The sequence below is a fragment of the Caulobacter sp. LARHSG274 genome (assembly GCF_052871235.1).
The window spans coordinates 124,200-148,701 of the sequence record NZ_JBIXJO010000009.1 but is presented as its reverse complement, the minus strand read 5'-3'; the positions used below and the strand labels follow the sequence as shown (position 1 = coordinate 148,701).

Here is a 24,502-nt window from a genome sequence, read left to right as displayed (position 1 = left end):
ACATCTCCATCCAGCCAATATCCCCCAGCCGCTTCAGTTTCGCGCCGAAGCCGGACGTTTGGCAAGCGCTCTTCCCAGGCGTCCGGTTCTGTCCGACTGTGGCGCGACGCCGCATGTCCGCGCATGTCTGGGAGCGCCATGACCGACGCCATCGTTCTGGACCGGGTGAGCAAGGCCTATGACGGCGCGACGGTGCTGGAGGCGACCAGTCTGGCCGTGCCACGCGGCCAGTTCGTGGCCCTGGTCGGCGGCTCGGGGGCGGGCAAGACCACCCTGCTGAAGACCGTCAACGGCCTGGTCGTCCCCAGCGGCGGCCAGGTGCGGATCGACGGCGTGGCGACCGACGCGCGCGACGGCCCGACCCTGCGGCGCGGCATCGGCTACGTGTTCCAGGAGGTCGGCCTGTTCCCGCACCTGACCGTGGGCGAGAACATCGGGGTGGTCCCGAGCCTGCTGGGCTGGGACGCCGCTGCGATCGCCGCCCGCACCGCCGAGCTGCTCGATCTCGTCGCCCTGCCGCGCGACCTGGCGGCACGTCGCCCCGCCGCCCTGTCCGGCGGCCAGCGCCAGCGGGTCGGGGTGGCCCGGGCCCTGGCGGCGCGGCCGTCGATCCTGCTGATGGACGAGCCGTTCGGGGCGCTGGATTCGGTGATCCGCACCGCCCTGGCCGACGACGTCCGCCGCCTGCACGACCAGCTGTCCCTGACCACGGTGATGGTCACCCATGACATCGCCGAGGCCGTGGTGCTGGCCGACCGCATCGTGGTGATGGCGCGCGGCCAGGTGATCGCCGACGCCGCCCCGCGCGCCCTGCTGGCCGGCCATCCCGATCCGCGGGTCGAGGACCTGATGCAGGCCCCGCGCCGCCAGGCCGCGCGGATGCGGGAGGTCGCCGGTGAATAGCGGCCTGCTGTCGCTGTTGCCGGAACGCCTGGCCTGGCACGTGGCGTTGTCGGCGGCCGCCTTGGCGCTTGGCCTGCTGATCGCCCTGCCGCTCGGGGCGCTGGCCGCCCGCAGCCCGCGCCTGCGCTGGCCGTCCCTGGCCCTGGCCGGCCTGGTCCAGACCATTCCCAGCCTGGCCCTGCTGGCCCTGTTCTATCCGCTGCTGCTGCTGCTTTCGAACCTGGCCAGGGCCGCGTTCGGCCACGGCTTCTCGGCCCTGGGCTTCCTGCCGTCGCTGCTGGCCCTGACGCTCTATTCGATGCTGCCGATCCTGCGCAACACCGTGGCCGGCCTGACCGGAGTCGACCCGGCGGTGGTCGAGGCGGCGCGCGGGGTGGGCATGACCGACCGCCAGCGGCTGTGGCGGGTCGAGCTGCCGCTGGCGATCCCGGTGCTCATGGCCGGGGTGCGGACGGCGGCGGTGTGGACGATCGGCGCGGCCACCCTGTCGACCCCGGTCGGCCAGACCTCGCTGGGCGACTACATCTTCTCAGGGTTACAGACCGAGAACTGGGCGATGGTGCTGACCGGCTGCGTCGCGTCGGCGGTCCTGGCCCTGGTCGTCGACCAGCTGCTGGGCCTGGTCGAGCGCGGGGCCGAGCGCCGCGACCGGCGGATCTGGGGCGCGGGCCTGGCCGGCCTGGCGATCGGCCTGGCCGCCGCCCTCGCCCCCCTGGCCGCCGAGCTGGCGCCACGGCCGTCGACCTATGTGATCGGGGCCAAGAACTTCTCCGAGCAGTACATCCTGGCCGAGCTGATGGCCGACCGGCTGGAGGCGCGCGGCGCCCGCGTCACCCGCAAGATCAATCTCGGCTCGGCCGTCGCCTACCGCGCCCTGGCCGCCGGCGAGATCGACGCCTATGTCGACTATTCCGGCACCCTGTGGGCCAATGTCCTGGGGCGGAAGGACAATCCCGGCCGCACGGCCGTGCTCGCCGGCCTGCGGACCGAGCTGAAGCGCCGCGACGGCGTGGTGCTGCTGGCCCCGCTCGGCTTCGAGAACGCCTACGCCCTGGCCATGCGTCGCGACCGCGCCCAGACCCTGGGGATCGCGACCCTGGCCGACCTCGCCGCCAAGGCCCCGCAGCTGACCATGGGCGGCGACCTGGAGTTCTTCTCGCGCCCCGAATGGGCCAGCGTCGAGCGCGCCTACGGCCTGCGCTTCAAGGCCAAGCGCCAGTTCCAGCCGACCTTCATGTACCGCGCCCTGGCCTCGGGCGAGGCCGACGTGATCTCGGCCTTCTCCAGCGACGGCCGCATCGCCGCCGACGGCCTGGTGGTGCTGGCCGATCCCAGGGGCGCCCTGCCGCCCTATGACGCGGTGTTGCTGATCGCCCCGGGCCGGGCCGACGACCGCCGGCTGCGGGATGCGCTGGGCGGTCTCGACGGCGCGATCAGCGTCGAGGCCATGCGCGCCGCCAACCTCTCGGTCGACCGCGACGCCGACAAGCGCTCGCCAGCGGAGGCGGCCCGGGCGCTGGCGGCGGGGCTGGGGCGGTGAGGTGCGTGGACCAGCGACTCCTTCGAGACCTTCAAGTTGAATCGCGCAGCCCAAATTCCCGTCTCCCCGGCGAAGGCCGGGGCCCAGGTGAAACCCACGAGCCGCTCCGGATGAATCTGGGTCCCGGCCTTCGCCGGGAATACGGAGAAGGGGGAGAAAGCGTCGATCTGAGATCAATACGCTCTAGGTCGCGTGCGGTCGCCATTCGTCCATGGCCTCGACCTCCGCCTCGTCGAGCCTGGCTATGGTCACGGCGAGCTGCAGACCGGCGGCGAGGTCCTCGTAGCTCGTGTCCGGAAACATCTTCAGCATCGCGAACTGGACCTGAACCGCGTCGCACTTTCGCCCGGAGCTGAAGAGCTCGACCAGGCTGGCCGCGCCTTCCAACCCTAGCAACGACTCGGCGATCTGAACCGAATTCATCGGCTTCGCCTTGCACGGGTCCGCGCCTGATCGACGCCCGGACCGCCTTGAACGGATAGCAAAGGCCAGATTATACGAAATTTCAACGCCGCGAGATCGGCGGATGGTCGCAGGGCTCATGCGCGACGATCACACCCCGCCATCGCGGCGCGTCCATAGGTTTTCTCGATCAGCTCCATCGCAATAATCCGTTGTACATGGCCGCTGATTGAGCGCTGCATGCGCGCTGGAAGGGCCGACCTCTCTTCGGCCCACCCGACAATGATAAACTGACGGGAGGCGACTATGGACGCCAAGGTTGAAGACGGCGCAGCCGGCAAGTGCCCTGTGATTCACGGACCTCGCGGCCCGAGCAACCGGGATTGGTGGCAGGACGGTCTCCGTCTGGAGGGCCTTCGACAGCATTCGCCGCTGTCCAGCCCGATGGGCGAGGCGTTCGACTACGCCGCGGCGTTCAAGACCCTCGACCTGAACGCGGTCATCGCCGACCTCCGCGCCCTGATGACGGACTCTCAGGACTGGTGGCCCGCCGACTACGGTCACTATGGCGGCCTGTTCATCCGGCTGGCCTGGCACAGCGCCGGCACCTATCGGATCGCGGACGGCCGCGGCGGCGCCGGCGACGGCCAGCAGCGCTTCGCGCCGCTCAACAGCTGGCCGGACAATGCGAACCTGGACAAGGCGCGCAGGCTGCTGTGGCCGATCAAGCAGAAGTACGGCGACAAGATCTCCTGGGCCGACCTCTATGTTCTGGTGGGCAACGTCGCCCTGGAGTCGATGGGCTTCAAGACCTTCGGCTTCGCCGGCGGCCGGGCCGACACCTGGGAGCCGGAAGAGCTCTATTGGGGCCCCGAGGGCTCGTGGCTGGGCGACGAGCGCTACAGCGGCGAGCGCGAGCTGCAGGGCCCGCTCGGCGCCGTGCAGATGGGTCTCATCTACGTGAATCCGGAAGGTCCTAACGGCAACCCGGACCCCCTCGCGGCCGCCCGTGACATCCGCGAGACCTTCGCGCGCATGGCCATGGACGACGAGGAGACGGTCGCCCTGATCGCCGGCGGCCACACCTTCGGCAAGACCCACGGCGCGGGCGATCCCTCGTTCGTCGGTCCCGAGCCGGAGGGCGCCGTCATCGAGGACCAGGGCCTGGGTTGGCGCAGCGAGCACGGCACGGGAATCGGGGCGGACGCCATCACCGGCGGTCCGGAGGTCGTCTGGAGCCAGACCCCGACGATGTGGAGCAACCACTTCTTCGACAACCTCTTCAAGTTCGAGTGGGAGCTGACCAGGAGCCCGGCCGGCGCCCAGCAATGGCAAGCCAAGGGCGCGCCCGCCGACATCCCCGATCCGTTCGACAGCGCCAAGACGCGCGTCCCCACCATGCTGACGACGGACCTCTCCCTGCGGTTCGACCCCGCCTACGAAAAGATTTCGCGCCGTTTCCACGAGCATCCGGACCAGTTCGCCGACGCCTTCGCCCGCGCCTGGTTCAAGCTCACCCACCGCGACATGGGGCCGATCCAGCGCTACCTGGGCCCGCTCGTGCCGAAGGAGACGCTGATCTGGCAGGACCCGATCCCGGCCGTTGACCATCCGCTGGTCGACGCCCAGGACATCGCCGCCCTCAAGGCCAAGATCCTCGCCTCGGGGCTTTCGGTGTCGCAGCTGGTCTCCACCGCCTGGGCGTCGGCGTCGACGTTCCGCGGGTCCGACAAGCGCGGCGGCGCCAACGGCGCCCGCATCCGACTGGCGCCGCAGAAGGATTGGGAGGTCAATGATCCGCCCGCGCTGGCCGAGGTCCTGCAGAAGCTCGAGGCCGTCCAGGCGGAGTTCAACGCCTCCGCGGCCGGCGGAAAGAAGGTGTCGGCAGCCGACCTGATCGTTCTCGGGGGCGCCGCGGCGATCGAAAAGGCTGCGAGGGACGCCGGCTCCAGCGTGGAGGTTGCCTTCACGCCGGGCCGCATGGACGCGTCGCAGGAACAGACCGACGCGGCCTCGTTCGCGCCGCTGGAGCCGATCTCCGACGGCTTCCGCAACTATCGGCGAAATGCCAAGCAGTTCATGGCGCCGGAGGAGGCGCTGGTGGATCGCGCGCAGTTGCTGCGGCTGACCGCGCCGGAGATGACGGTGCTGGTGGGCGGCCTGCGCGTTCTGGGGGCCAACGCCCAGGGCTCGAAGGCCGGCGTCTTCACCGACCGGGTCGGAACCCTGTCCAACGACTTCTTCGTCAACCTGCTGGACATGCGCACCGAATGGCGTGCGACCGAGGCCGACAACACCTACGAAGGCCGCGATCGCAAGTCGGGGGACCTGCGATGGACGGGCACGCGCGTCGACCTGATCTTCGGCTCGCATTCCGAACTGCGCGCCCTGGCGGAAGCCTATGCCGGCTCCGACGCGCAGGAGAAGTTCGTCAAGGCCTTCGTGTCGGCCTGGAACAAGGTGATGAACGCCGATCGTTTCGACTTGGCCTGACATGGCTCGGGGCGGCGTGGAGTCGACGCCGCCCTATTCCGCTTCCTCCAGGGGCACGGGGATCGCCAGTCCGCACTTGACCACGCCCAGGGCGACATTGGTGGTGAACTTGCGGACATTGGGGTTTTCGGTCGCCAGGCGGGCCATCAGGGCGTCGTAGGTCTCGGTGTCGGGCGCGGTCACCACCAGCACGAAGTCGGCCTCGCCGGTGACGTAGAAGGCCTGCTGCACGTGCTCCTGCGCCGCCAGCCAGGTCCGCAGCGGGGCCAGCAGCTCGGGCCGGTCGCGCTCGATCTCCAGAGAGACGATGAAGAAGGTCGGCCGCCCGACCTTGCGCGGATCGAGCACGGCGGTCTGGCGCAGGATGACGCCGGCCTCCTTCAGCCGGCGCAGGCGGCGCTGCACGGCCGAGGGCGACAGGGCGACCTGGGCCGCCAGCTGCTCGGAGGTCCGCCCCGCGTCCTCCTGGACGAGGTTGAGGAGCTGGCGGTCGAAACGATCAAGCTTCATGCCGCAAGCTACCATCGGAAAACCGCCTGAGAACGCCGAATTTCCGCGTTGAACGGCCTGTCTTCGCGGCCAAAGGCCGCCGCGGCGCGGCTAAACCTCACGGCGCCGCTGACACCCATGCTGAAAGGTCGCCTCCCTTGCTCGATCACCTGGAAATCCGCACCCGCCGCCTGGCCGATTGCGTCGGCTTCTACCAGCAGGTCCTGGCCCCCGCCGGCTACCGGCTGGTGGTCGATGGACCCAAGAAGGGCTTCGGCTCCGACGGCCGCATCGACTTCTGGATCGGCGAGGGCGAGCCGTCGGTCGACGTCCATTACGCCTTCATCACCGCCAACCGCGCCGCCGTCGACCTCGCCTACAGCCGGTCCGCCGACCACGGCGGCGTCCAGGACCGCGCCCCGGCCGTGCTGCCGCAGATCCACCCGCACTACTATGCCGGCTTCGCCCACGACCCCGATGGCCGGCTGGTGGAGTTCGTCAGCCACGTCGCCGCCTGAGCGGTGGCGGGCGCCGGACCGGAAACCGCGGTCCGGCGGCAATTCCAGCTTGCGACGGTTTTGTGACAATGCATGGTGCGCGCCATGCGTAGCTTCACCCAAACCGTCGCCGGTCCGGCGCTGGCCGCCCTGTTCGTTCCTCTCCTCGTCGCCGGCGCCGCCCGGGCCGCCCCGGTCGAGGCCCCCGCCCCCAAGCTGGTGGTGGTGATCTCGATCGACCAGTTCAGCGCCAACCTGTTCGAGCAGTACCGGCCCAGCTTCAAGGGCGGCCTGGGCCGCCTGGCCCGTGAGGGCGTGGTCTATCCCAGCGGCTACCAGTCGCACGCCATGACCGAGACCTGCCCGGGCCACTCCACCCTGCTGACCGGCAAATATCCCAGCAAGACCGGGATCGTCGCCAACGACTGGTACGACCTGGCGACCGGCCAGAAGACCTACTGCCTGGCCGATCCGGCCGTGACCCTGGCCCACGATCCGGCCGCCAAGGGCGTCAGCCCCAAGCTGCTGATGGCCAGCACCTATGGCGAATGGCTGAAGGCGGTCTCGCCGGCCAGCCGGGTCTATGCGGTGTCGGGCAAGGACCGCGGGGCGATCAACATGGCCGGCCACGGCGCCGACGGGGTGTTCTGGCTGCAACCGGGCTTCGGCTTCACCACCTGGGTCGAGCCGGGCCAGGACGCCAAGACGCGGCTGGCGCCGGTGGCGGCCCTGAACCTGAAGCTGGCCGCCGACCTCAAGGCCCATCCGTTCACCTGGACCTATGCCGACAAGGCCTGCGCCGCCAAGGAGGCCGACTACGTCACCGGCGACCGCCGCTGGCGCGCGGCCCTGCCGCTGCCCCGGCCGGCCGACGAGGCCGCCGCCGCCAAGGACCTGTCGACCAGCCCTTATACCGACCGCGTCACCCTGGAGGCGGCCGAGGCCCTGCGGGAAGAGTTCCACCTCGGCGACGGTCCGGCGGTCGACGTGCTGGCTGTCAGCCTGTCGGCCACCGACTTCATCGGCCACCGGTTCGGCACGCGCGGGCCGGAGATGTGCGACCACCTGATGCGCCTGGACGCGCGGCTGGGCGCGTTCCTCGACAGCCTGGACAAGGTCAAGGGTCCGGTGCTGGTGGCCCTGACCGCCGACCACGGCGGCTCGGACTTCCCCGAGCGCCTGCGCCAGCAGGGCTATGACGCCGGCCGGGTGCCGCCGGTCGCCTGGCTGAAGGGCCTCAACGCCGCCGTCCGCGCGCGCCTGGACCTGGCCTACGATCCGCTGATCCAGGCCGGCGGCATCGAGTCGCTGTACGTGGACGGCCCCGACGGCAAGGCGCCGTCGGCCGTCGACCACGCCCGGATCACCGCCGCGGCCCTGGCCGTCCTGGCCCAGCGGCCGGAGGTCTTCGCGGCCTACGACGCCAACGCCCTGTTCACCGCCGCGCCGCCGCCCACGGGCACGCCGCCGGACGAGATCAGCGTCGCCGAGCGCATGCGCCGCAGCGCCTATCCCGGCCGGGTCGGCGACATCCTGGTCGCCTTCCAGCCCTACCTGACCCCGACCTCGCCCGGCTCCAGCTATGTGGCCAGCCACGGCAGTCCCTGGAACTACGACCGCCGGGTGCCGGTGCTGTTCTGGTGGAAGGGCGGCGAGGCGCGCGAGCGGGTGCTGCCGATCGAGACCGTCGACATCGCCCCGACCCTGGCCGCCGTCACCGGCGTCAAGCCGCCGGCCGACATCGACGGCCGCTGCCTGCCGCTGGGCGCCGGGCCGGCCTGCTGAGGTCGCCCGCCGCCCGCCCGGAACCGTGCGGATGATCAGGAAGTCACCGAACCGGCGCAGCGGGCGCCACGCAAAGGGGCGCCGCGCCCCTTGATCGCCATATTGCGATCGCCAGGCGGCCGACTCGGTTGCCGAAATTTCAGTGCTGTTGAACTGTAACGATCCGGAATATGGGCCCGATCATGCCCGTATTGGGTCAGTACAACAAAAACATGCGTAGAAGAGGGGAAGCATCCATGGAGGAGAGAACAATCATGCGTTGAAAGCGCTACGAGGGGGTTTTAGATGAAGTATTGCTCGCGGAAAGTTCTGCTCGCGGGAGCGTCGCTTATTTCTCTGTGCACGGCGGGCGTAGCCTTGGCCGCCGACGTCGATCCGGCGCCGGACGCGCCGGCCGCCACCGAAGTCGAAACGGTCATCGTCACCGGCACCCGCACCACCGGCATGAAGGCCGTCGACAGCCCGGCCCCGATCACCGTACTCGGCAACGACATTCTCAAGCGCACCGGCCAGCCGGACATGATCCAGGCCCTGGCCCAGAACGTGCCCTCGTTCAACGCCCAGGCCTTCGGCGGCGACACCGCCGCCCTGACCCTGTCGGCCAAGCTGCGCGGCATCAGCCCCAACCACACCCTGGTCCTGCTCAACGGCAAGCGCCGCCACGGCACGGCCAACCTGGCGGTTCTGGGCGGGGCCTATCAGGGCGGCGCGGCCGCCGACCTGAACTTCATCCCGCTGGCCTCGGTCGACCATGTCGAAGTGCTGCTGGAAGGCGCCGCCGCCCAGTACGGCACCGACGCCATCGCCGGCGTCATCAACATCATCCAGAAGAAGGCCACCTCGGGCGGCGAGGCGATCATCACCGGCGGCGGCTACCAGGACGGCGGCGGCACGACCGGCGACTTCACCGCCAATATCGGCATGGCGCCGACCGAGAAGTCGTACCTGAACCTGACCGGCGAGACCAAGTACCACGGCTACAGCTTCCGCGGCGCCTACGACCCGCGCGTGGTGGATTCGATCTACAACGCCGGCGCCACCAACAGCCCGGCCAAGAGCTATCCGCAGGTCATCAACGCCCCGAACTGGCCCTATGTGAACCGCATCGCCGGCGACGCCCAGTACCGCCAGACGGTGCTGTCCTACAACGCCGGCTACGAGATTACGCCCGATATCGAGGCCTACAGCTTCGGCACCATCGGCCGCAAGTGGAGCGCCGCCCACGAGAACTATCGCCTGCCCAACGTGGTCAAGGGCAAGATGGCGGGCGACATCGCCTTCCCGCTGGGCTTCGACCCCAAGGAATCGATCACCGAGACGGACTACGCCGTCAGCGGCGGCGTCGCCGGCAAGACCAATGACTGGAACTGGGACCTCAGCTCGACCTACGGCAAGGACGACGACTCGGTCAACGTGCTGAACACCGCCAACGCCTCGCTCTACGCCGACACCTCGACCACCACGACCAAGGGCTATTCGCCCAACAACATCCATGCGGGCGGCTTCATCAACACCCAGTGGAGCAACACGCTCGACATCAGCCACGACTTCGACGTCGGCATGGCCGGGCCCCTGACCTTCGCGACGGGCGTCGAGTACCGCAAGGAAACCTACGAGATCACGCCCGGCGAAAAGGCCACCTATTACGGCGGCGGTTCGCAGTCCTATTTCGGCTTCGCGCCGGTCAACGCCGGCAAGCACAAGCGCAACAACAAGGCCATCTACGCCGACCTGGCGCTGAGCCCGATCGAGCCGCTGAAGCTGGACGCCGCCGTTCGCTATGAGGACTTCAGCGACTTCGGCGACACCACGGTCGCCAAGCTGACCGGCCGCTATGACTTCTCGCCGGCCGTCGCCGTGCGCGGCACCGTCAGCACTGGCTTCCGCGCCCCGACCCTGGCCGAGGAGTACTATTCGGGGATCAACGTCTCGCCCAGCTCGATCAGCGGCCAACTGCCGCCGAACTCGCCCGGCGCGACGCTGCTGGGGATCAACGGCCTGAAGCCGGAGAAATCCAACAACTTCAGCATTGGCTTCGTGACCCACCTGGCGCCGAAACTGACGATGACGCTGGACGCCTACCAGATCACCATCAAGAACCGCATCGTCGGCTCGGGCACGCTGTACGGCGAGAACGTCGTCACTGTTAATGTCCTCAATCCTGACGGCAGCCAGGCCTTCAATCCCGACGGCAGCAAGAAGACGCAAAAGGTGACCAACGGCATCGTCTCGCCGGCGGTGATTGCGGCCCTGACGGCCAACGGCGTCAATATCGACCCGTCGATCCGCAGCAACGCCACCTACAGCGTCGGCGCCAGCATGTTCGTCAACGGCCTGGACACCCGCACCCGCGGCGTCGACTTCGTCTCGACCTACTACACCGACTTCGACGCCTGGGGCCGGATCGATTGGTCGCTGAGCGCCAGCTACAACAAGACCGAAGTGACCAAGATCGCGCCGAACCCGTCGGGCCTGGATTCCCGCCTGACCCTGTTCGACGCCATCGCGATCGCCAACCTGGAAACCACCTCGCCCAAGTTCAAGATCATCGCCGGCGGGTTGTGGACCATGGACAAGTGGGCGGTGAACCTGAAGGAAACCGTCTACGGCAAGGCCTCGGGCCTGAGCAGCGACAGCGGCTCGTCGGCCCTGATGAAGACCACCGTCAAGACGGCCCTGATCACCGACCTGGACGTTAGCTACACGGTCATTCCGGCGGTGAAGCTGTCGGTCGGGGCCAACAACCTGCTCAACCGCTATCCCAACCGGATCAACGGCCTGCTGCGCGAGCACTATCTGAAGAACAACAGCAACGGCTACGTGACCCAGTTCCCGTCGTTCTCGCCCTTCGGCATCAACGGCGGCTACTATTACGGGAAGATCACCTACAGCTTCTAAGGCTTCCGAGCCGGTCCCGGCGTCTGCGATCCAGGCGCCGGGACCGCAAAACCAGCCAGATCCTCGGGGCCGGACGTTCGCGTCCGGCTCGTCCCGTTTCTGGGGGCGCGATGCGCCTTTTCGGGCCTCGGGCGCCAAACCGATGATCAGAAGACGGCCAAAAGGCGCCATGGGCGCCGCGCAATGGGGCGCCGGGGCTGATCTGGCGCCGCGCCGACGTCCATTAACGGTTGCGGCTATTGCCGAACTTTACCCCCTGAGGAAGTCTTCGGTCGGCGGCGGTCGGCCGTCGCTTGTATATGTTATCAGCGCCTAAAATATTCTTCCTACGGTTGATAGCATTCAGAATCAAAAAAAGAAGAAATCTATCGGGGGATTCCACAGGCGGCGAAAACCACAGCGCGTTTGTAACGCCACCAGGGGATCTTAATGAATAAGTATTCGCGGAATATCCTGCTTGCCGGGATTTCAACTCTTTCGCTCAGCATGGCGAACGCCAGCCTGGCCTATGCCGCCGACGTGCCCGCCGAGCCGGCCGTCACCGAGGTCGAGACGGTCATCGTCACCGGCACCCGCGTCACGGGCCTGAAGGCCGTCGACAGCGCCGCGCCGATCCAGGTGGTCGACTCCGCGTCGCTGAAGCGGGCCGGCAAGCCGGACCTGATCGCGGCCCTGGCCCAGGCGATCCCGTCGTTCAACGCCCAATCCTTCGGCGGCGACACCGCCGCCCTGACCCTGTCGGCCCGGCTTCGCGGCCTGAGCGCCAACCACACCCTGGTGCTGATCAACGGCAAGCGCCGGCACGGCACTGCCAACCTGGCGGTCCTGGGCGGACCCTACCAGGGCGGCGCGGCGGCCGACCTCAACTTCATCCCGCTGTCGGCCATCGACCATATCGAAGTGCTGACCGACGGCGCCGCGGCCCAGTACGGCACCGACGCCATCGCCGGCGTGGTCAACATCATCCTGAAGAAGAACACCTCCGGCGGCTCGCTGGACGTCACGGCCGGCCGCTACTACGGCGGCGACGGCAAGACCGGCAACGTGGCGGGCAATATCGGCCTGTCGCCGTTCGCCAACTCCTACGTGAACCTCACCGCCGAGACCCGCTATCACGACTTCAGCGACTGGGGCGGCGACGACCAGCGCGTCGTGCGGGCCGTGGCGGGCGGCGCCAACTGGGCCACCAGCCTGGCCGGCTATCCGCACACCAACAAGATCTCCGGCGACGCGCGCTACCAGCTGACCACCCTGGCCTATAACAGCGGCGTCGAGATCGGCGACCTGGAGCTCTATTCGTTCGGCACCTACGGCCATAAGTACGCCGGCGCCTACGAGAACTTCCGCACGCCCACCCGTCTGCCGCAGCTCTATCCCCTGGGCTTCAACCCGATGGAGACCATCAAGGAAGAGGACTACGCCGTCACCGGCGGGGCCAAGGGCAAGGTGTTCGGCGACTGGGACTGGGACCTGAGCTCGACCTACGGCCGCGACTTCGACGCGATCAATGTCACCAACTCGGTCAACAAGGATCTCTATCTCGCCGCCGCGACCGTTCCCGGCCATGGCTCGACCCAGTCGGCCTTCCACGCCGGCGCCTTCCTCTCCACCCAGTGGACCACCACCCTGGACGTCAGCCGTCCCTTCGAGGTCGGCCTGGCCGGCCCGCTGAACGTCGCCTTCGGCGTCGAGCAGCGCCACGAGACCTACAAGATCAAGGCCGGCGAATACGCCTCGCGCTACAACGGCGGCTCGCAGTCCTATCCGGGCTTCTCGCTGACCGACGCCGGCAAGCATGAACGCGACAACGTCGCGGCCTATCTAGACTTGGCGGTCAAGCCGGTGGAGGCCCTGCAACTGGACGCCGCCGTCCGCTACGAGCACTTCAGCGACTTCGGCGACACCACGGTCGGCAAGTTGACCGGCCGTTACGACTTCTCGCCGGCCTTCGCTCTGCGCGGCACGGCCAGCACCGGTTTCCGCGCCCCGACCCTGGCCGAAGAATACTATTCGGCCACCAATGTCGGGCCGACCTCGGCCTTCGTGCAGCTGGCGCCCAACTCGGCCGGCGCCAAGCTGGTGGGCGTCAACGGCCTGAAGCCCGAAAAGTCGACCAACTACAGCATCGGCTTCGTGACCCATCCGGGCTCGGGACTGTCGGCGACCCTCGACGTCTATCAGATCGAGATCGAAGACCGCATCGCCGGCAGCGGCTCGCTGTACGGCGCGGGCGGGGCGGTGAACTACCCGGCGGTGGCCGCGGCGATCGCGGCCAATGGCAACTCGATTTCCGACGACGCCACCGACATCGGCATCAACATCTTCACCAACGGCCTGGACACCCGCACCCGCGGGGCCGAAGCGGTCGTCACCTATGCGACGAGCTTCGGCGACCTGGGCCGGGTCGACTGGAGCCTGGCGGCCAACTACGGCAAGACGGAGGTCACCAAGATCGCCGCCGCGCCGGCCCAGCTGTCCGGCGCCTCGCTGTACGACAAGTCGGCCATCTCGGACCTGGAAACCGCCTCGCCGCGGTACAAGGTCTCGGCCGGCGCGCTCTACAACCGTGGCCCGGTGACGGTCAACCTGCACGAGACGCTGTACGGAAAGTCCTCGGAGTACGCCACCTATGACGGCGGCACCTATTGGCTGGAGAAGATCAAGCCGGCCTTCATCACCGACCTCGAAATCGACTGGCAGGTGATGGAGCAGTTCAAGGTCTCGGTCGGCGCCAACAACCTGTTCGACAAGCAGCCGGACAGGAAGAGCGCCGCCGAGCTCAAGGACGAGGCCGACAACGGCAACGGCGCGCAGGACATCTATCCCAGCTTCTCGCCTTACGGCCTGAACGGCGGCTACTACTACGCCAAGTTCGCCTACAACTTCTGATCATAAGGCAAGCTGTCGAACCAGGAAGAGCCGGGCCCCGCGCCCGGCTCTTTTTGCGTTTTCGGACAATTTCATTTTCCGTCAGGGAAAACAGGCTTTTTCACCGTGAAATTTCACCTCGCCCGCTGTTCACACAGGCGGCGTTCCAGGCGCCCACGCGCACGGCATAAGTGGCTTTTCGAAACGATGTGGAGGGTTTCACATTGCCCTAAGACGGCGCAGGTTTCGTGATGCGGCAAGCTGAGGCGTCTGGCTCCCAGGCGACCGAAACACAAGAAAATCGAGGGTCGTATGGGTGATCAATCGGCGGCGGCGTCGGGTGGCGTGTTGACGCGGCGGCGGTTCTTCGAGGGGCTGGCCGCGTTCGGCGGCGTGTCGCTGGCCATGGCCGGCATGGACGCCCTGGGGTTCGGATTCTCCTCGGCCCAGGCCGCGCCGCCCAAGCTGGAAGGCGACGCCAAGGGAACCAAGGTCGTGGTGCTGGGCGCAGGCCTGGCCGGCATGACCGCGGCCTATGAGCTGACCAAGGCCGGCTACACGGTGCAGGTGATCGAGGCCCGGGGCTTCGCCGGCGGCCGCTGCCAGACCGCCCGCAAGGGCTTCCAGCACACCGACCTGAACGGCAACGACCAGACCTGCGACTTCGACGAGGGCCTCTACATCAACCACGGCCCGTGGCGGATCCCCTATCACCACCGCTCGACCCTGCACTACACCAAGCTGTTCGGCGTGCCGCTGGAGAGTTTCGTCAACGACAACGACGCCGCCTATGTCTATTTCGAGAAGGGCGAGGGCCCGCTGAAGGGCAAGCCGGTCCGCAAGGGCGAGATCGCCGCCGACGTCCGCGGCTACGCCGCCGAGATGATCGCCAAGGCCGCCTCCAAGGGCCAGCTGGACGCGCCGCTGACCGCGGCGGACCGCGACCTGTTCGTGGCCTACATGATCAATGAAGGGCGCCTTTCGCCGACCGACCTGGCCTATACCGGCACGGAAGGCCGCGGCTTCGCCGTGCATCCGGGCGCGGGGGTCGATCCGGGCCCTGGCAAGCCGTCGACGCCCTACAGCCTGGCCGACGTGCTGCACTCCAAGGCCTGGCAGGTGCTGAGCTCCGTCACCGGCTACGAGCAGCAGCGCACCATGCTGCAGCCGGTCGGCGGCATGGACCAGATCGCCAAGGGCTTCGAAAAGCGTGTCGGCGCCCTGATCCGCTATTCCTGCGTGGTCGAGAAGATCAAGCAGACCGACAAGGGCGTGAAGGTCACCTATGTCGACAAGTTCGGCGAGCAGGACACCATCGAGGCCGACTACTGCGTCTGCACCATCCCGCTCAGCGTGCTCAAGAACGTCGACGCCGACTTCTCCAAGCCATTCAAGGCGGCGATGTCGGGCGTGGCCTATGCGCCGGTCAACAAGATCGGCCTGCAGATGAAGACGCGGTTCTGGGAAGAGAACCACTTCATCTATGGCGGCCACATCTACAACGACATGCCGGGCGTCGGCACCATCACCCTGCCGTCCACCGGCTGGCAGGGCCAGAAGGGCGTGCTGCTGGGCTACTACGCCTTCGGCAACGAGGCGGTGAAGGTCAGCATGAAGAACCCCGCCGACCGCGCCGCCTTCGCCGTGGCCGCCGGCCAGAAGGTGTTCCCCGAATACGCCGACAATTTCGAGACCGCTTTCTCGTTCAGCTGGCACCTGGCGCAGTTCAATCTCGGCGGCTGGGCCGAGTGGAGCGAGGACGGGCGCAAGGACTCCTATCCGGTGCTGTGCCAGCCCGACGGCCGCATCTACCTGGCCGGCGAGCACCTCAGCTATCTGGGCGGCTGGCAGGCCGGGGCGATCGAGTCGGCCTGGCAGCAGATCGGCCGGATCCACGCCCGGGTGCAAGCCGCATGAGCCTGGGCTATGGGTTGAAGAAAAGCGTTTTGGGAGTTTGCATGAACCGCTCGACCGTCTTCGCCGCCGGCCTGCTGGCCGCCTCCGTTCTGGCGTCGGCCGCCCAGGCCGCCTCGCCGCAGTCCCTGTTCATGGACAACTGCTCGGCCTGCCACCAGGCCACCGGCAAGGGCGTCAAGGGCGCCTTTCCGGCCCTGGCCGGCGACCCCTTCGTGCAGGGCGACGCCGGCCCGGTGATGGCCACGGTGCTGGCCGGCCGGGCCGGCATGCCCTCGTTCAAGGACGACATCAACGACGCCGACCTGGCCTCGCTGCTGACCTATGTCCGCACCTCCTGGGGCAACAAGGGCAAGCCGGTGACCCCCGCCGACGTCGCCGGGGCCCGCCTCAAGCTCAAAGCCGTCAAGAAGCCCGCCAACCTGCAGGCCCACTGAGTTCGTAAGATATCCGCTCATCCCGGCGAATGCCGGGACCCAGGTGAAACCCACGAGCCGCTCAGGTTGAATCTGGGTCCCGGCATTCGCCGGGATGAGCGGGGAATTTCGTCAGGACTGAACCCGAAACCTTTCAAAGGAAGCGAACCATGAAGCGCCTGATCCTCGCCGCCGCCCTCGCCGCGCCCCTCGCCCTCGGCGCGGCCGCGGCCAACGCCCAGGAGGTCGTCCACGTCGCCGCGCCGACCTCGCCGATCGCCAGCGTGGTGGTGGTGCCGGCCGGCTATGAGACCATCTATGTCAGCGGCATGACCCCGCCGCCGCTCGACCCCAAGGGCGACCCGGCCCTGCCCGCCACCTTCGGCGACACCAAGACCCAGACCATGGGCGTGCTGACCCGCATCCAGGACGCGCTCAAGGCCCAGGGCGCCGACATGGGCGACGTGGTGATGATGCGCGTGCTGCTGGTCGGCGACCCGGCCAAGGGCGGCAAGATGGACTTCATGGGCATGATGGAGGCCTACAAGACCTTCTTCGGCACCGCCGCCCAGCCCAACAAGCCCTCGCGCATCACCAGCCAGATCACCTCGCTGGTGCAGCCGGGCATGCTGGTCGAGATCGAGGTCCAGGCGGTGAAGAAGCCGAAGTAGGGCGGGGCGGTCGACCCTGAAAAATCGTTAAGTTGAAAAGGCCCCCGCCGGGGGCGACGGTGCGTCGCGTCTTCGGCGGGGGTTTTCATGCGACGTCTGCTCCTGCCTGCGGCGGCGATTCTGGCCCTCGCCACGCCGGCCCTGGCCGGTGACTACGCCGGGATCGTCCGGCGTTTCGACCAGGAGCAGGGCTTCAATGGCGTGACCCTGGTCGGACGAGGCGATCGGGTCGAGGCGATCGGCGTCGCCGGCCTGGCCGACGCCGAGGCCGCCAGGCCGATGACCGCGACCACCCGCTTCGAAGTCGGCTCGGTCTCCAAGTGGATCGCCGCCATCGTCGTGCTGCGCCTGGTCGACCAGGGCAAGCTGTCGCTGGACGCGCCGATCTCGACCTGGCTGCCCGACTATCGGCCCGACAATGGCAAGGTCCTGACCTTGCGCCGCCTGATGAGCCATTCCAGCGGGCTGCCCAATCAGATCGACGCCGCCCGCAAGGCCGATCCCGCCATCAAGGCCGTGGAACTGGACCAGATGGAGGCCGTGCGCCGCTACGCCAGCGGCGACTTGGCCTTCGCGCCCGGCTCGGCCTGGGACTATTCCCATTCCAACTGGATCCTGGTGAAGGCAGTCGCCGAGCGGGCTTCGGGCAGGCCCTATGTCCAGCTGGTGCGCGACGAGATCGTCCGTCCCCTGGGCCTGAAGGACAGCGGAATCTTCCGGGGCGATTCGGCTCGGGACGCAGGCGCGGCGCGGGGCTATGCGGCCCTGAAACCGGCGCCCCAGCCCAAGCCTTCGCCCATGCCCGACTACATGGCCATGGTCGGCGGCTACTACACGACCGCGCCCGACCTGCTGAAGCTGATGGACGGGGTTCTGGACGGGCGGTTGCTGCGGCCCGCCTCGCGCCAGGCGCTGCTGACGGTGCTGATGCCCGACCAGCACTATGCGCTAGGCGGTCGCGTGAAGATCCCGACGATCGCCGGCCAGCCGCGCGAGGCGGCCTGGGAGGACGGCTCCAACGGCGGCTTCCGGGTGCTGGCCCGCCGGGTGCTGGCCGACGGTCACACCGTGATCGTGCTCAGCAACGCCAGCTTCGACTACTACAAGCTGGGCGACCTGGGCGACGCCTTGATGGAAGAGAGCTATCGTTGAGCGGGCTCCGCCCCATACCGGGAAGAGCCGCTGCCCCCGGCGACCTTTCGCCACGCCTTCCCGCCGCTTCCATTAACCCTCCCTAACCCGCTGTTAACCATGACGGGCGATGGTGCGAGCCGTCAGTTCCCACTCGCGTGCGCGCGTCATGAGAGGCTCTCCGATGACCGGAGCCGAAGTCCTGGATGTCGGCCGCGACGCCATCTGGCTGACCCTGCAGCTGTGCGCGCCGATCCTGATCGTCGGCCTGGTGGTCGGGGTGGCCATCGGCCTGTTCCAGGCCCTGACCCAGATCCAGGAAGCCACCCTGGTCTACGCCCCCAAGATCGTGGCGATCTTCGTCTCGCTGCTGCTGTTCCTGCCGCTGATGGGCGCGCTGATGTCGGGCTTCATGCGCGAGATCGCCGCCAAGATCGCCGGCATGTAGGGCAGGGGACTTGGACAGCTACGCCACGGTCCTGCAGGTCTATGTCGGCGGCCTGGTCTTCGCCCGGGTCGGGGCGATGGTCATGCTGATGCCCGGCATCGGCGAGACCGTGGTGCCGCCGCGCATCCGCCTGTCGTTCGCTGTGCTGATGGCCCTGCTGCTGGCGCCGCTGGTCTCCAAGTCGATCACCGCCGTGCCCAGTTCGGTCGGGGCCCTGGGCGGGGCGGTGCTGCATGAGGTGCTGATCGGGCTGATGATCGGGGCCGTGCTGAAGCTGTTCGTCAGCTCGCTGACCACGGCCGGCGAGATCATCTCGATCCAGACCACCCTGTCCTTCGCCCAGACCGCCAACCCGGCCGGCGCGCCCAGCAGCACGGCGGTGGCCACGTTCCTGTCGATGCTGGGCCTGGTGCTGATCATGGTCACCGACCTGCACCACCTGTTCATCGGGGCGATCGTCAAGTCGTACGACATCTTTCCGTTCACCCGCGCCGTGCCGGTCAACGACGCCGCCACGCTGGCCGTGCGCACGGTCGCCGACAGCTTCAAGCTCGGCGTGCAGCTTGCCGCCCCGGTGCTGGTGTTCTCGATCGTCTTCAACCTGGCCACCGGCCTGGTCGGCCGGGTGATGCCCAGCTTCCAGATCTTCTTCGTCACCTCGCCGCTCAGCGTGATCCTGGGCCTGTCGCTGCTGGGCCTGTCGCTCGGCGGCATCGCCATGGTCTGGAGCGATCGCTACCGCGAGCTCCTGGCCGTCTTCAACTAGGGGCGGGTCGGCATGGCCGAAGAGACCGACGACGCCTCCAAGACAGAAGAACCGACAGCCAAGAAGCTGTCGGACGCCCGCGCCAAGGGCGAGGTTCCCAAGAGTCCCGACATCTCGCAGCTGGCCTCGCTGTCGGGGGCGTTCGGGGTGGTGGTGATCGCCGGCGGCTGGCTGACCCGCGACCTGGTCAACAGCCTGACCCCGTTCCTGGCCCATGCCGGCACCATGGACGTCGAGGGCGGCATCCAGGCCATCGCCAAGACCGCGGTCCTGGCCGCCCTGCCGGCTATCGTGCTGGTGATGCTGGTCTCGGGCCTGCTGGGCGCGGCCGCCAATGTCAGCCAGTCCGGCTTCATCCTGTCGGCCGACAAGATCAAGCCCGACCTGAAGAAGCTGGACATCGTCAAGGGCCTGGGCCGGATCTTCGGTCCCGACGGCCTGATGCAGTTCGCCAAGTCGGCCCTGAAGTTCCTGGTCACCGGCCTGATCGCCTGGTTCGTGGTCAAGCCGCACGCCTCGGAGATCCCCAACCTGGTCGGCATGGACGTGGCGGCGATCATCCCGATGTCGCTGAAGCTGTGCGTCAAGCTGTTCTGGATGGTGCTGATCTTCCTGGCCGCCACCGCCGGCTTCGACTGGTTCTGGCAGCGCCTGCGCTTCAACAAGCGCATGATGATGAGCCTCCAGGAGATCAAGGACGAGCACAAGCAGTCCGAAGGCGACCCGCACATCAAGGGCAAGCAGAAGCAGATCCGCATGCAGCGCTCGCGCCAGCGGATGATGCAGGCCGTGCCCAAAGCGACGGTGGTGGTCATGAACCCGACCCACTACGCCGTGGCCCTGAAATACGAGCAGGGCGAGACCGCCGCTCCGATCTGCGTGGCCAAGGGCGTCGACGCCCTGGCCCTGAAGATCCGCGCCGTGGCCGAGGAGGCCGGCGTCCACATCCTCGAGGACCCGCCCCTGGCCCGGGCCCTCTACGCCGCCGTCGACGTCGACGAACAGATCCCGGCCGAGCACTTCGAGGCGGTGGCCAAGGTCATCGGCTTCGTGATGAACAACAAGCAGGCCAAGAAGCGCAGCTGGGCGGACTGAGGGCAGGATGGGGCCAGATAGAAACGCCCCTCCATCCCGTCTCCCCGGCGAAGGCCGGGGCCCAGATTCAGCCGAGGTATTGGACGCTCATCCGAAACACACAGCCCTATGATCTGGGGCCCCGGCCTTCGCCGGGAAGACGGGGTGAAAGGTGATTCAGCCTTCAATCACCGTTGTCCAGGCTGCGGCCCTCACCCGAAGGTTGACTGTAGTCGCCCGACCATGCGCCATGGAGCCTGGTGTCGGGGCGAGGCGTGATGGCGCGGTGGGCGTGGTTCGTGGTCGGGCTGGCGATCGGCGTGGCGCTGGTCGCAGGACCGGCGGCCTGGCTGCACGATCCGGTCGACACCCCCGGCCACTTCGCCCGCGAATGCCGTCTGGTCGCCGACCTGGAGCGCGAGCGCCTAGCCGAGCACGTCGAGCGAGCACGTGACACGCCCTTGCCCTATCTGGTTCTCCGAGCCGAACGCGTGAGCGGCGCACCAAGGCCTTTCGAGCCGAAGGCTTGGCGCTGGAAGATCGTCGATCGGATTCTCGCGATGCGGGGACGCAGGGCCGGCGCTCCGATCGCCTGCGCGGCCACGATGGACAAGGCCAAGGCGCCGAAAGCCGTTCGCTACCTGCCCGGCCAGCCTGTCGAGACGTCCCAGCGCTCGATCTATTCGCGCGCCGTATTCTGGCCAGGCGACCGCTACGCCCTGGTCACCCGGATCAGTTGCGACCTGCTTCCACGCTCCTGGAGCCAGTCCCGACACGTCATGCTTCTGCGCCACGAGGGTGCGCATTGGCGGTCGGTGGAACAGAAGAATATGACCTTGTTGCTCGAAGAGCGACCCTATCGCAGGGGGCGGGCGGAGTGCTTTGTTCATGATGCCGCCGCACCCCATCTCGGTCATGGAATCCGGAATCGATGACGGATCGCGCCTGCCGAGCGCGTTAAGGGTATCCTGTGTCGCGAATCGTCGGGATGGCATCCCGTAAAGGCTGAAGAAGGATATCGGTCCCCATGACCGAGACGTCCATGAAAGACGCCGGCAAGCGTCGCCCGGACCTGCTGATCTGGGGCGCGGCGGTGTTCCTGGTCCTGGCCGCGGTGTTCGCCGCCGCGCCCGCCCTGCAGGCCGGACCCACGACGCTGGCGGGCCTGCTGCTGCTGGGCGGGGTCGCCGGGGTGGCGATCCTGGGCCTGGTGGCCATCCGCGCCTCGACCTCGGTCCAGGACCAGGACCTTGAGAACGGCGAGGCCCTGATCGAGGCCCTGTCGGAACCGGCCGCCCTGACCGCCGCCGACGGCCGCGTGCTGGCCGCCAACAGCGCCTGGACCGAAGCGGTCGGCGACAGCCCGCGCCTGCCGCGCGGCGCCGCGGGGGCCGGCCTGTTCGCCGCCCTGGTCAAGGCCCGCAAGGGCGAGCGGGCCGCCGGCGTGCTGCTGGTCGACGGCCGCGAGCACCGGGCCGAGGCCTCGCGCCTGCGCGGCGGCCGGCTGCTGGTGCGCCTGCCGGCGACGATCGAGGCGCCGGTCCTGCCGCTGGTCGCCGCCCCGGCTCCGACCCTGGCCGAGGCCGCCCCGGCTCCGCGCACCCTGGACGCCTTCTCCGGCGCCTCGCCGTTCGGCGCGGCCCTGCTGGAGGGGCTGGACCCGTTCAACTCCCGCATTCTCGAGGCCAATCCCGCCCTGGCGGCGATGGCCGGCCCGGTGCCGACCGGGACGCCGTTCGGGGCGCTGATCGACCCGCCGTCGCGGGCCGAGGCCGAAACCCGGCTGGCCGAGGGCAAGGCCGGCCCGTTCGAGGTGCGCCTGGCCCGCGACCCGACCCGCATCGCCCACCTCTATCTCTACCGCGCCGAAGGGCGCCTGGTGGCCTATCTGATCGACGTCTCCGAACAGAAGCAGATGGAGCTGCAGCTGGCCCAGGCCCAGAAGATGCAGGCCATCGGCCAGCTGGCCGGCGGCGTCGCCCACGACTTCAACAACCTCTTGACCGCCATCCAGCTGCGCCTGGACGAGCTGCTGCACCGCCATCCGGTCGGCGACCCGTCCTACGAAGGCCTCAACGAGATCCGCCAGACCGGGGTGCGGGCCGCCGACCTGGTGCGCAAGCTGCTGGCCTTCAGCCGCAAGCAGACCGTGCAGCGCGAGGTGCTGGAGCTGGGCGAGCTGATCAGCGAGTTCGAGGTGCTGCTGCGCCGGCTGCTGCGCGAGGACGTCAAGCTGGTCACCGACTACGGCCGCGACCTGCCGCAGGTGCGGGCCGACAAGAGCCAGCTGGAGACCGCGGTGATGAACCTGGCCGTCAACGCCCGCGACGCGGTGCGGGCGGCCAAGGGCGGCGGCGTGGTCCGCATCCGCACCGCCCGCCTCAGCGAGGACGAGGCCCGCGGCCTGGGCTTCCCCGGCGCGGTCGGCGACCAGGCCTTCATCGAGGTCAGCGACGACGGCCCCGGCATCCCGCCCGAAGTGATGGGCAAGATCTTCGACCCGTTCTTCACCACCAAGCCGGTGGGCGAGGGCACGGGCCTGGGCCTGGCCACGGTCTACGGCATCGTCAAGCAGAGCGACGGCTGGATCCACGTCCACAGCCGGCCGGGCGAGGGCGCGGCCTTCCGCATCTTCCTGCCGGTCTATGAGGCCACCCCGGCCCAGCAGGCCGCCGCTGCGGCGGCCGCCGCCAACGCCGAACCGGCCAAGCCGCGCCCGCCGCGCGACCTGTCCGGCGCCGGCCGCATCCTGTTCGTCGAGGACGAGGACGCCGTGCGCGGCGTCGCCGCCCGCCTGCTTCGCGCCCGGGGCTACGAGGTGCTGGAGGCCAGCGACGGCGAGGAGGCCCTGCTGATCGCCGAGGCGCACGCCGGCACCATCGACCTGTTGATCAGCGACGTGATCATGCCCGGCATCGACGGCCCGACCCTGCTGAAGAAGGCCCGCGGCTATCTCGGCAACGCCCCGGTGATGTTCATCAGCGGCTATGCCGAGGCCGAGTTCAGCGACCTGCTGGAGGGCGAGACCGGCGTGACCTTCCTGCCCAAGCCGATCGACATCAAGACCCTGGCCGAGCGGGTCAAGCAGCAGATGGCGGCGGCTTAGGGAGGGCCCCTTAAACCCCCGCCCGCGAGGCCATCAGCGGCTGGATCTTGGTCCCGAAATTCTCCACCCCGGCCACGAAGTCGTCGAACACCAGCAGCACGCCGGCCGTGCCCTCGACGGCGGCGACCTCGTCCAGCATCCGCGCCACGCTCTCATACGAGCCCACCAGGGTGCCCATGTTGAGATTGACCGCCGATTCCGGTGCCGCCAGCTGGGCGGTGTTGGTGGTCGCGCCCGCCGCGGCGTTCGGCGCGGCCTGGTTGGTCAGCCAGGCCAGGGCCTCCTGGTCGGCGCCGGCCCGGTAGGCCTGCCACTTGACCATCGCCTTCTCGTCGGTGTCGTCGGCGATGATCATGAACAGGATGTAGGAGGCCACGTCGCGGCCGGTCTTGTCGGCGGCGGCCTTGAGCCGGTCATTGACCCCGCCGAACGCGGCCGGGGTGTTGGTCCCCTTGCCCAGGGCGAAGCTGTAGTCGGCATATCGCGCCGTGAAGGCCAGGCCCTCGTTGGACGAGCCGGCGCAGATCAGCTTGGTCTCCTTTGGGTGCGGACTGACCCGGCAATCGGTCATCTCGAAATACTTGCCCTTGAAGTCGCTGACCCCGGTGTCGAGCAGCTCGCGCAGCACGGTGGCGTATTCGGCCAGGTAGTTGTAGCGGTCGGTATAGTGGCCCTCGCCCGGCCACAGGCCCATCTGGTCGTACTCGGCCTTCTGCCAGCCGGTGACCAGGTTGATGCCGAACCGGCCGGGGGCGATGGAGTCGATGGTCGAGGCCATCCGCGCGACGATGGCCGGCGGGATGGTCAGGGTGGCGGCGGTGGCGAAGATCTTGATCTTCTCGGTCACGGCCGCCAGGCCGGCCATTAGGGTGAAGCTCTCGAGATTGTGCTCCCAGAACTGGGTCTTGCCGCCGAACCCGCGCAGCTTGATCATCGAGAGGGCGAAGTCGAAGCCGTACTTTTCGGCCTTCTGGACGATCGTCTTGTTGAGCTCGAACGACGGCATGTACTGCGGGGCCGCCTCGGAGATCAGCCAGCCGTTGTTGCCGATCGGAATGAAGACGCCGATTTCCATGGAATTAGTCCCTCCGACTATGTCTG

19 protein-coding genes are annotated in these 24,502 nt (G+C 68.3%); 16 read left to right on the top strand and 3 right to left on the bottom strand.

All coding sequences use genetic code 11. The annotated features are described in order from the left end of the window. The first annotated feature begins 138 nt into the window (after positions 1-138). Together ACIPQB_RS16110 and ACIPQB_RS16105 are read left to right on the top strand one after the other, a co-directional pair. On the top strand, positions 139-903 hold the full coding sequence (locus tag ACIPQB_RS16110) for an ATP-binding cassette domain-containing protein (protein ID WP_446486268.1): 765 nt from the start codon (positions 139-141) through the stop codon (positions 901-903). Continuing rightward, positions 896-2,443 (top strand): glycine betaine ABC transporter substrate-binding protein, encoded by a 1,548-nt coding sequence (locus ACIPQB_RS16105; protein ID WP_446486267.1) that lies wholly within the window; start codon positions 896-898, stop codon positions 2,441-2,443. The genes ACIPQB_RS16110 and ACIPQB_RS16105 overlap by 8 nt, the downstream gene beginning before the upstream one ends. Before the next feature lie 183 nt (positions 2,444-2,626). On the opposite strand, the gene ACIPQB_RS16100 is transcribed toward ACIPQB_RS16105, so the two are convergent. Beyond that, entirely contained in the window at positions 2,627-2,866 is a 240-nt protein-coding gene (locus ACIPQB_RS16100; protein WP_446486266.1) for a hypothetical protein, read from the bottom strand. A gap of 285 nt (positions 2,867-3,151) precedes the next feature. Between ACIPQB_RS16100 and katG the strand changes: the two genes are divergently transcribed. Further along, complete coding sequence (katG, locus tag ACIPQB_RS16095) at positions 3,152-5,338, top strand: catalase/peroxidase HPI (protein WP_446486265.1); 2,187 nt, start codon at positions 3,152-3,154, stop codon at positions 5,336-5,338. Positions 5,339-5,371: 33 nt separating this feature from the next. Here the strand turns inward: katG and ACIPQB_RS16090 are convergent, their stop codons facing one another. After that, positions 5,372-5,848 carry an Lrp/AsnC family transcriptional regulator gene (locus ACIPQB_RS16090; protein WP_446486264.1) on the bottom strand — a complete coding sequence of 159 codons (477 nt, stop codon included), beginning with the start codon at positions 5,846-5,848 and terminating at the stop codon, positions 5,372-5,374. A 137-nt stretch (positions 5,849-5,985) separates the two neighbouring features. Between ACIPQB_RS16090 and ACIPQB_RS16085 the strand changes: the two genes are divergently transcribed. From ACIPQB_RS16085 to cckA, 13 genes are all read left to right on the top strand, one after another. Next, complete coding sequence (locus tag ACIPQB_RS16085) at positions 5,986-6,345, top strand: hypothetical protein (RefSeq protein ID WP_446486263.1); 360 nt, start codon at positions 5,986-5,988, stop codon at positions 6,343-6,345. Between the two features lie 84 nt (positions 6,346-6,429). After that, the gene (gene phoY / locus ACIPQB_RS16080) at positions 6,430-8,109 is read left to right on the top strand and encodes an alkaline phosphatase PhoY (protein WP_446486262.1); all 1,680 of its coding nucleotides are present in this window, start codon (positions 6,430-6,432) and stop codon (positions 8,107-8,109) included. A 357-nt stretch (positions 8,110-8,466) separates the two neighbouring features. After that, entirely contained in the window at positions 8,467-11,007 is a 2,541-nt protein-coding gene (locus ACIPQB_RS16075; protein ID WP_446486261.1) for a TonB-dependent receptor plug domain-containing protein, read from the top strand. Positions 11,008-11,436: 429 nt separating this feature from the next. Beyond that, the gene (locus ACIPQB_RS16070) at positions 11,437-13,896 is read left to right on the top strand and encodes a TonB-dependent receptor plug domain-containing protein (RefSeq protein WP_446486260.1); all 2,460 of its coding nucleotides are present in this window, start codon (positions 11,437-11,439) and stop codon (positions 13,894-13,896) included. Between the two features lie 291 nt (positions 13,897-14,187). Then, a complete protein-coding gene (locus ACIPQB_RS16065) occupies positions 14,188-15,792 on the top strand; it encodes an FAD-dependent oxidoreductase (protein WP_446486259.1) in 1,605 nt (534 codons plus the stop codon). Positions 15,793-15,833: 41 nt separating this feature from the next. Continuing rightward, positions 15,834-16,226, top strand: coding sequence for a c-type cytochrome (locus tag ACIPQB_RS16060; protein ID WP_446486258.1), 393 nt, complete (start codon positions 15,834-15,836; stop codon positions 16,224-16,226). 149 nt (positions 16,227-16,375) lie between these two features. Beyond that, positions 16,376-16,876, top strand: coding sequence for a RidA family protein (locus tag ACIPQB_RS16055; protein WP_446486257.1), 501 nt, complete (start codon positions 16,376-16,378; stop codon positions 16,874-16,876). Positions 16,877-16,963: 87 nt separating this feature from the next. Beyond that, the gene (locus tag ACIPQB_RS16050) at positions 16,964-18,028 is read left to right on the top strand and encodes a serine hydrolase domain-containing protein (RefSeq protein WP_446486256.1); all 1,065 of its coding nucleotides are present in this window, start codon (positions 16,964-16,966) and stop codon (positions 18,026-18,028) included. Between the two features lie 163 nt (positions 18,029-18,191). Continuing rightward, positions 18,192-18,455 carry a flagellar biosynthesis protein FliQ gene (gene fliQ, locus ACIPQB_RS16045; protein WP_446486255.1) on the top strand — a complete coding sequence of 88 codons (264 nt, stop codon included), beginning with the start codon at positions 18,192-18,194 and terminating at the stop codon, positions 18,453-18,455. 10 nt (positions 18,456-18,465) lie between these two features. Beyond that, entirely contained in the window at positions 18,466-19,221 is a 756-nt protein-coding gene (gene fliR / locus ACIPQB_RS16040; RefSeq protein ID WP_446486254.1) for a flagellar biosynthetic protein FliR, read from the top strand. A gap of 12 nt (positions 19,222-19,233) precedes the next feature. Then, complete coding sequence (gene flhB, locus ACIPQB_RS16035) at positions 19,234-20,316, top strand: flagellar biosynthesis protein FlhB (RefSeq protein ID WP_446486253.1); 1,083 nt, start codon at positions 19,234-19,236, stop codon at positions 20,314-20,316. A gap of 257 nt (positions 20,317-20,573) precedes the next feature. After that, positions 20,574-21,230, top strand: coding sequence for a hypothetical protein (locus ACIPQB_RS16030; protein ID WP_446486252.1), 657 nt, complete (start codon positions 20,574-20,576; stop codon positions 21,228-21,230). A gap of 92 nt (positions 21,231-21,322) precedes the next feature. Beyond that, positions 21,323-23,401: a cell cycle histidine kinase CckA gene (gene cckA, locus ACIPQB_RS16025; protein WP_446486251.1), complete on the top strand. Its 2,079-nt coding sequence runs from the start codon at positions 21,323-21,325 to the stop codon at positions 23,399-23,401. Positions 23,402-23,411: 10 nt separating this feature from the next. On the opposite strand, the gene rutA is transcribed toward cckA, so the two are convergent. Continuing rightward, on the bottom strand, positions 23,412-24,476 hold the full coding sequence (gene rutA, locus ACIPQB_RS16020) for a pyrimidine utilization protein A (RefSeq protein WP_446486250.1): 1,065 nt from the start codon (positions 24,474-24,476) through the stop codon (positions 23,412-23,414). Positions 24,477-24,502 lie beyond the last annotated feature (26 nt).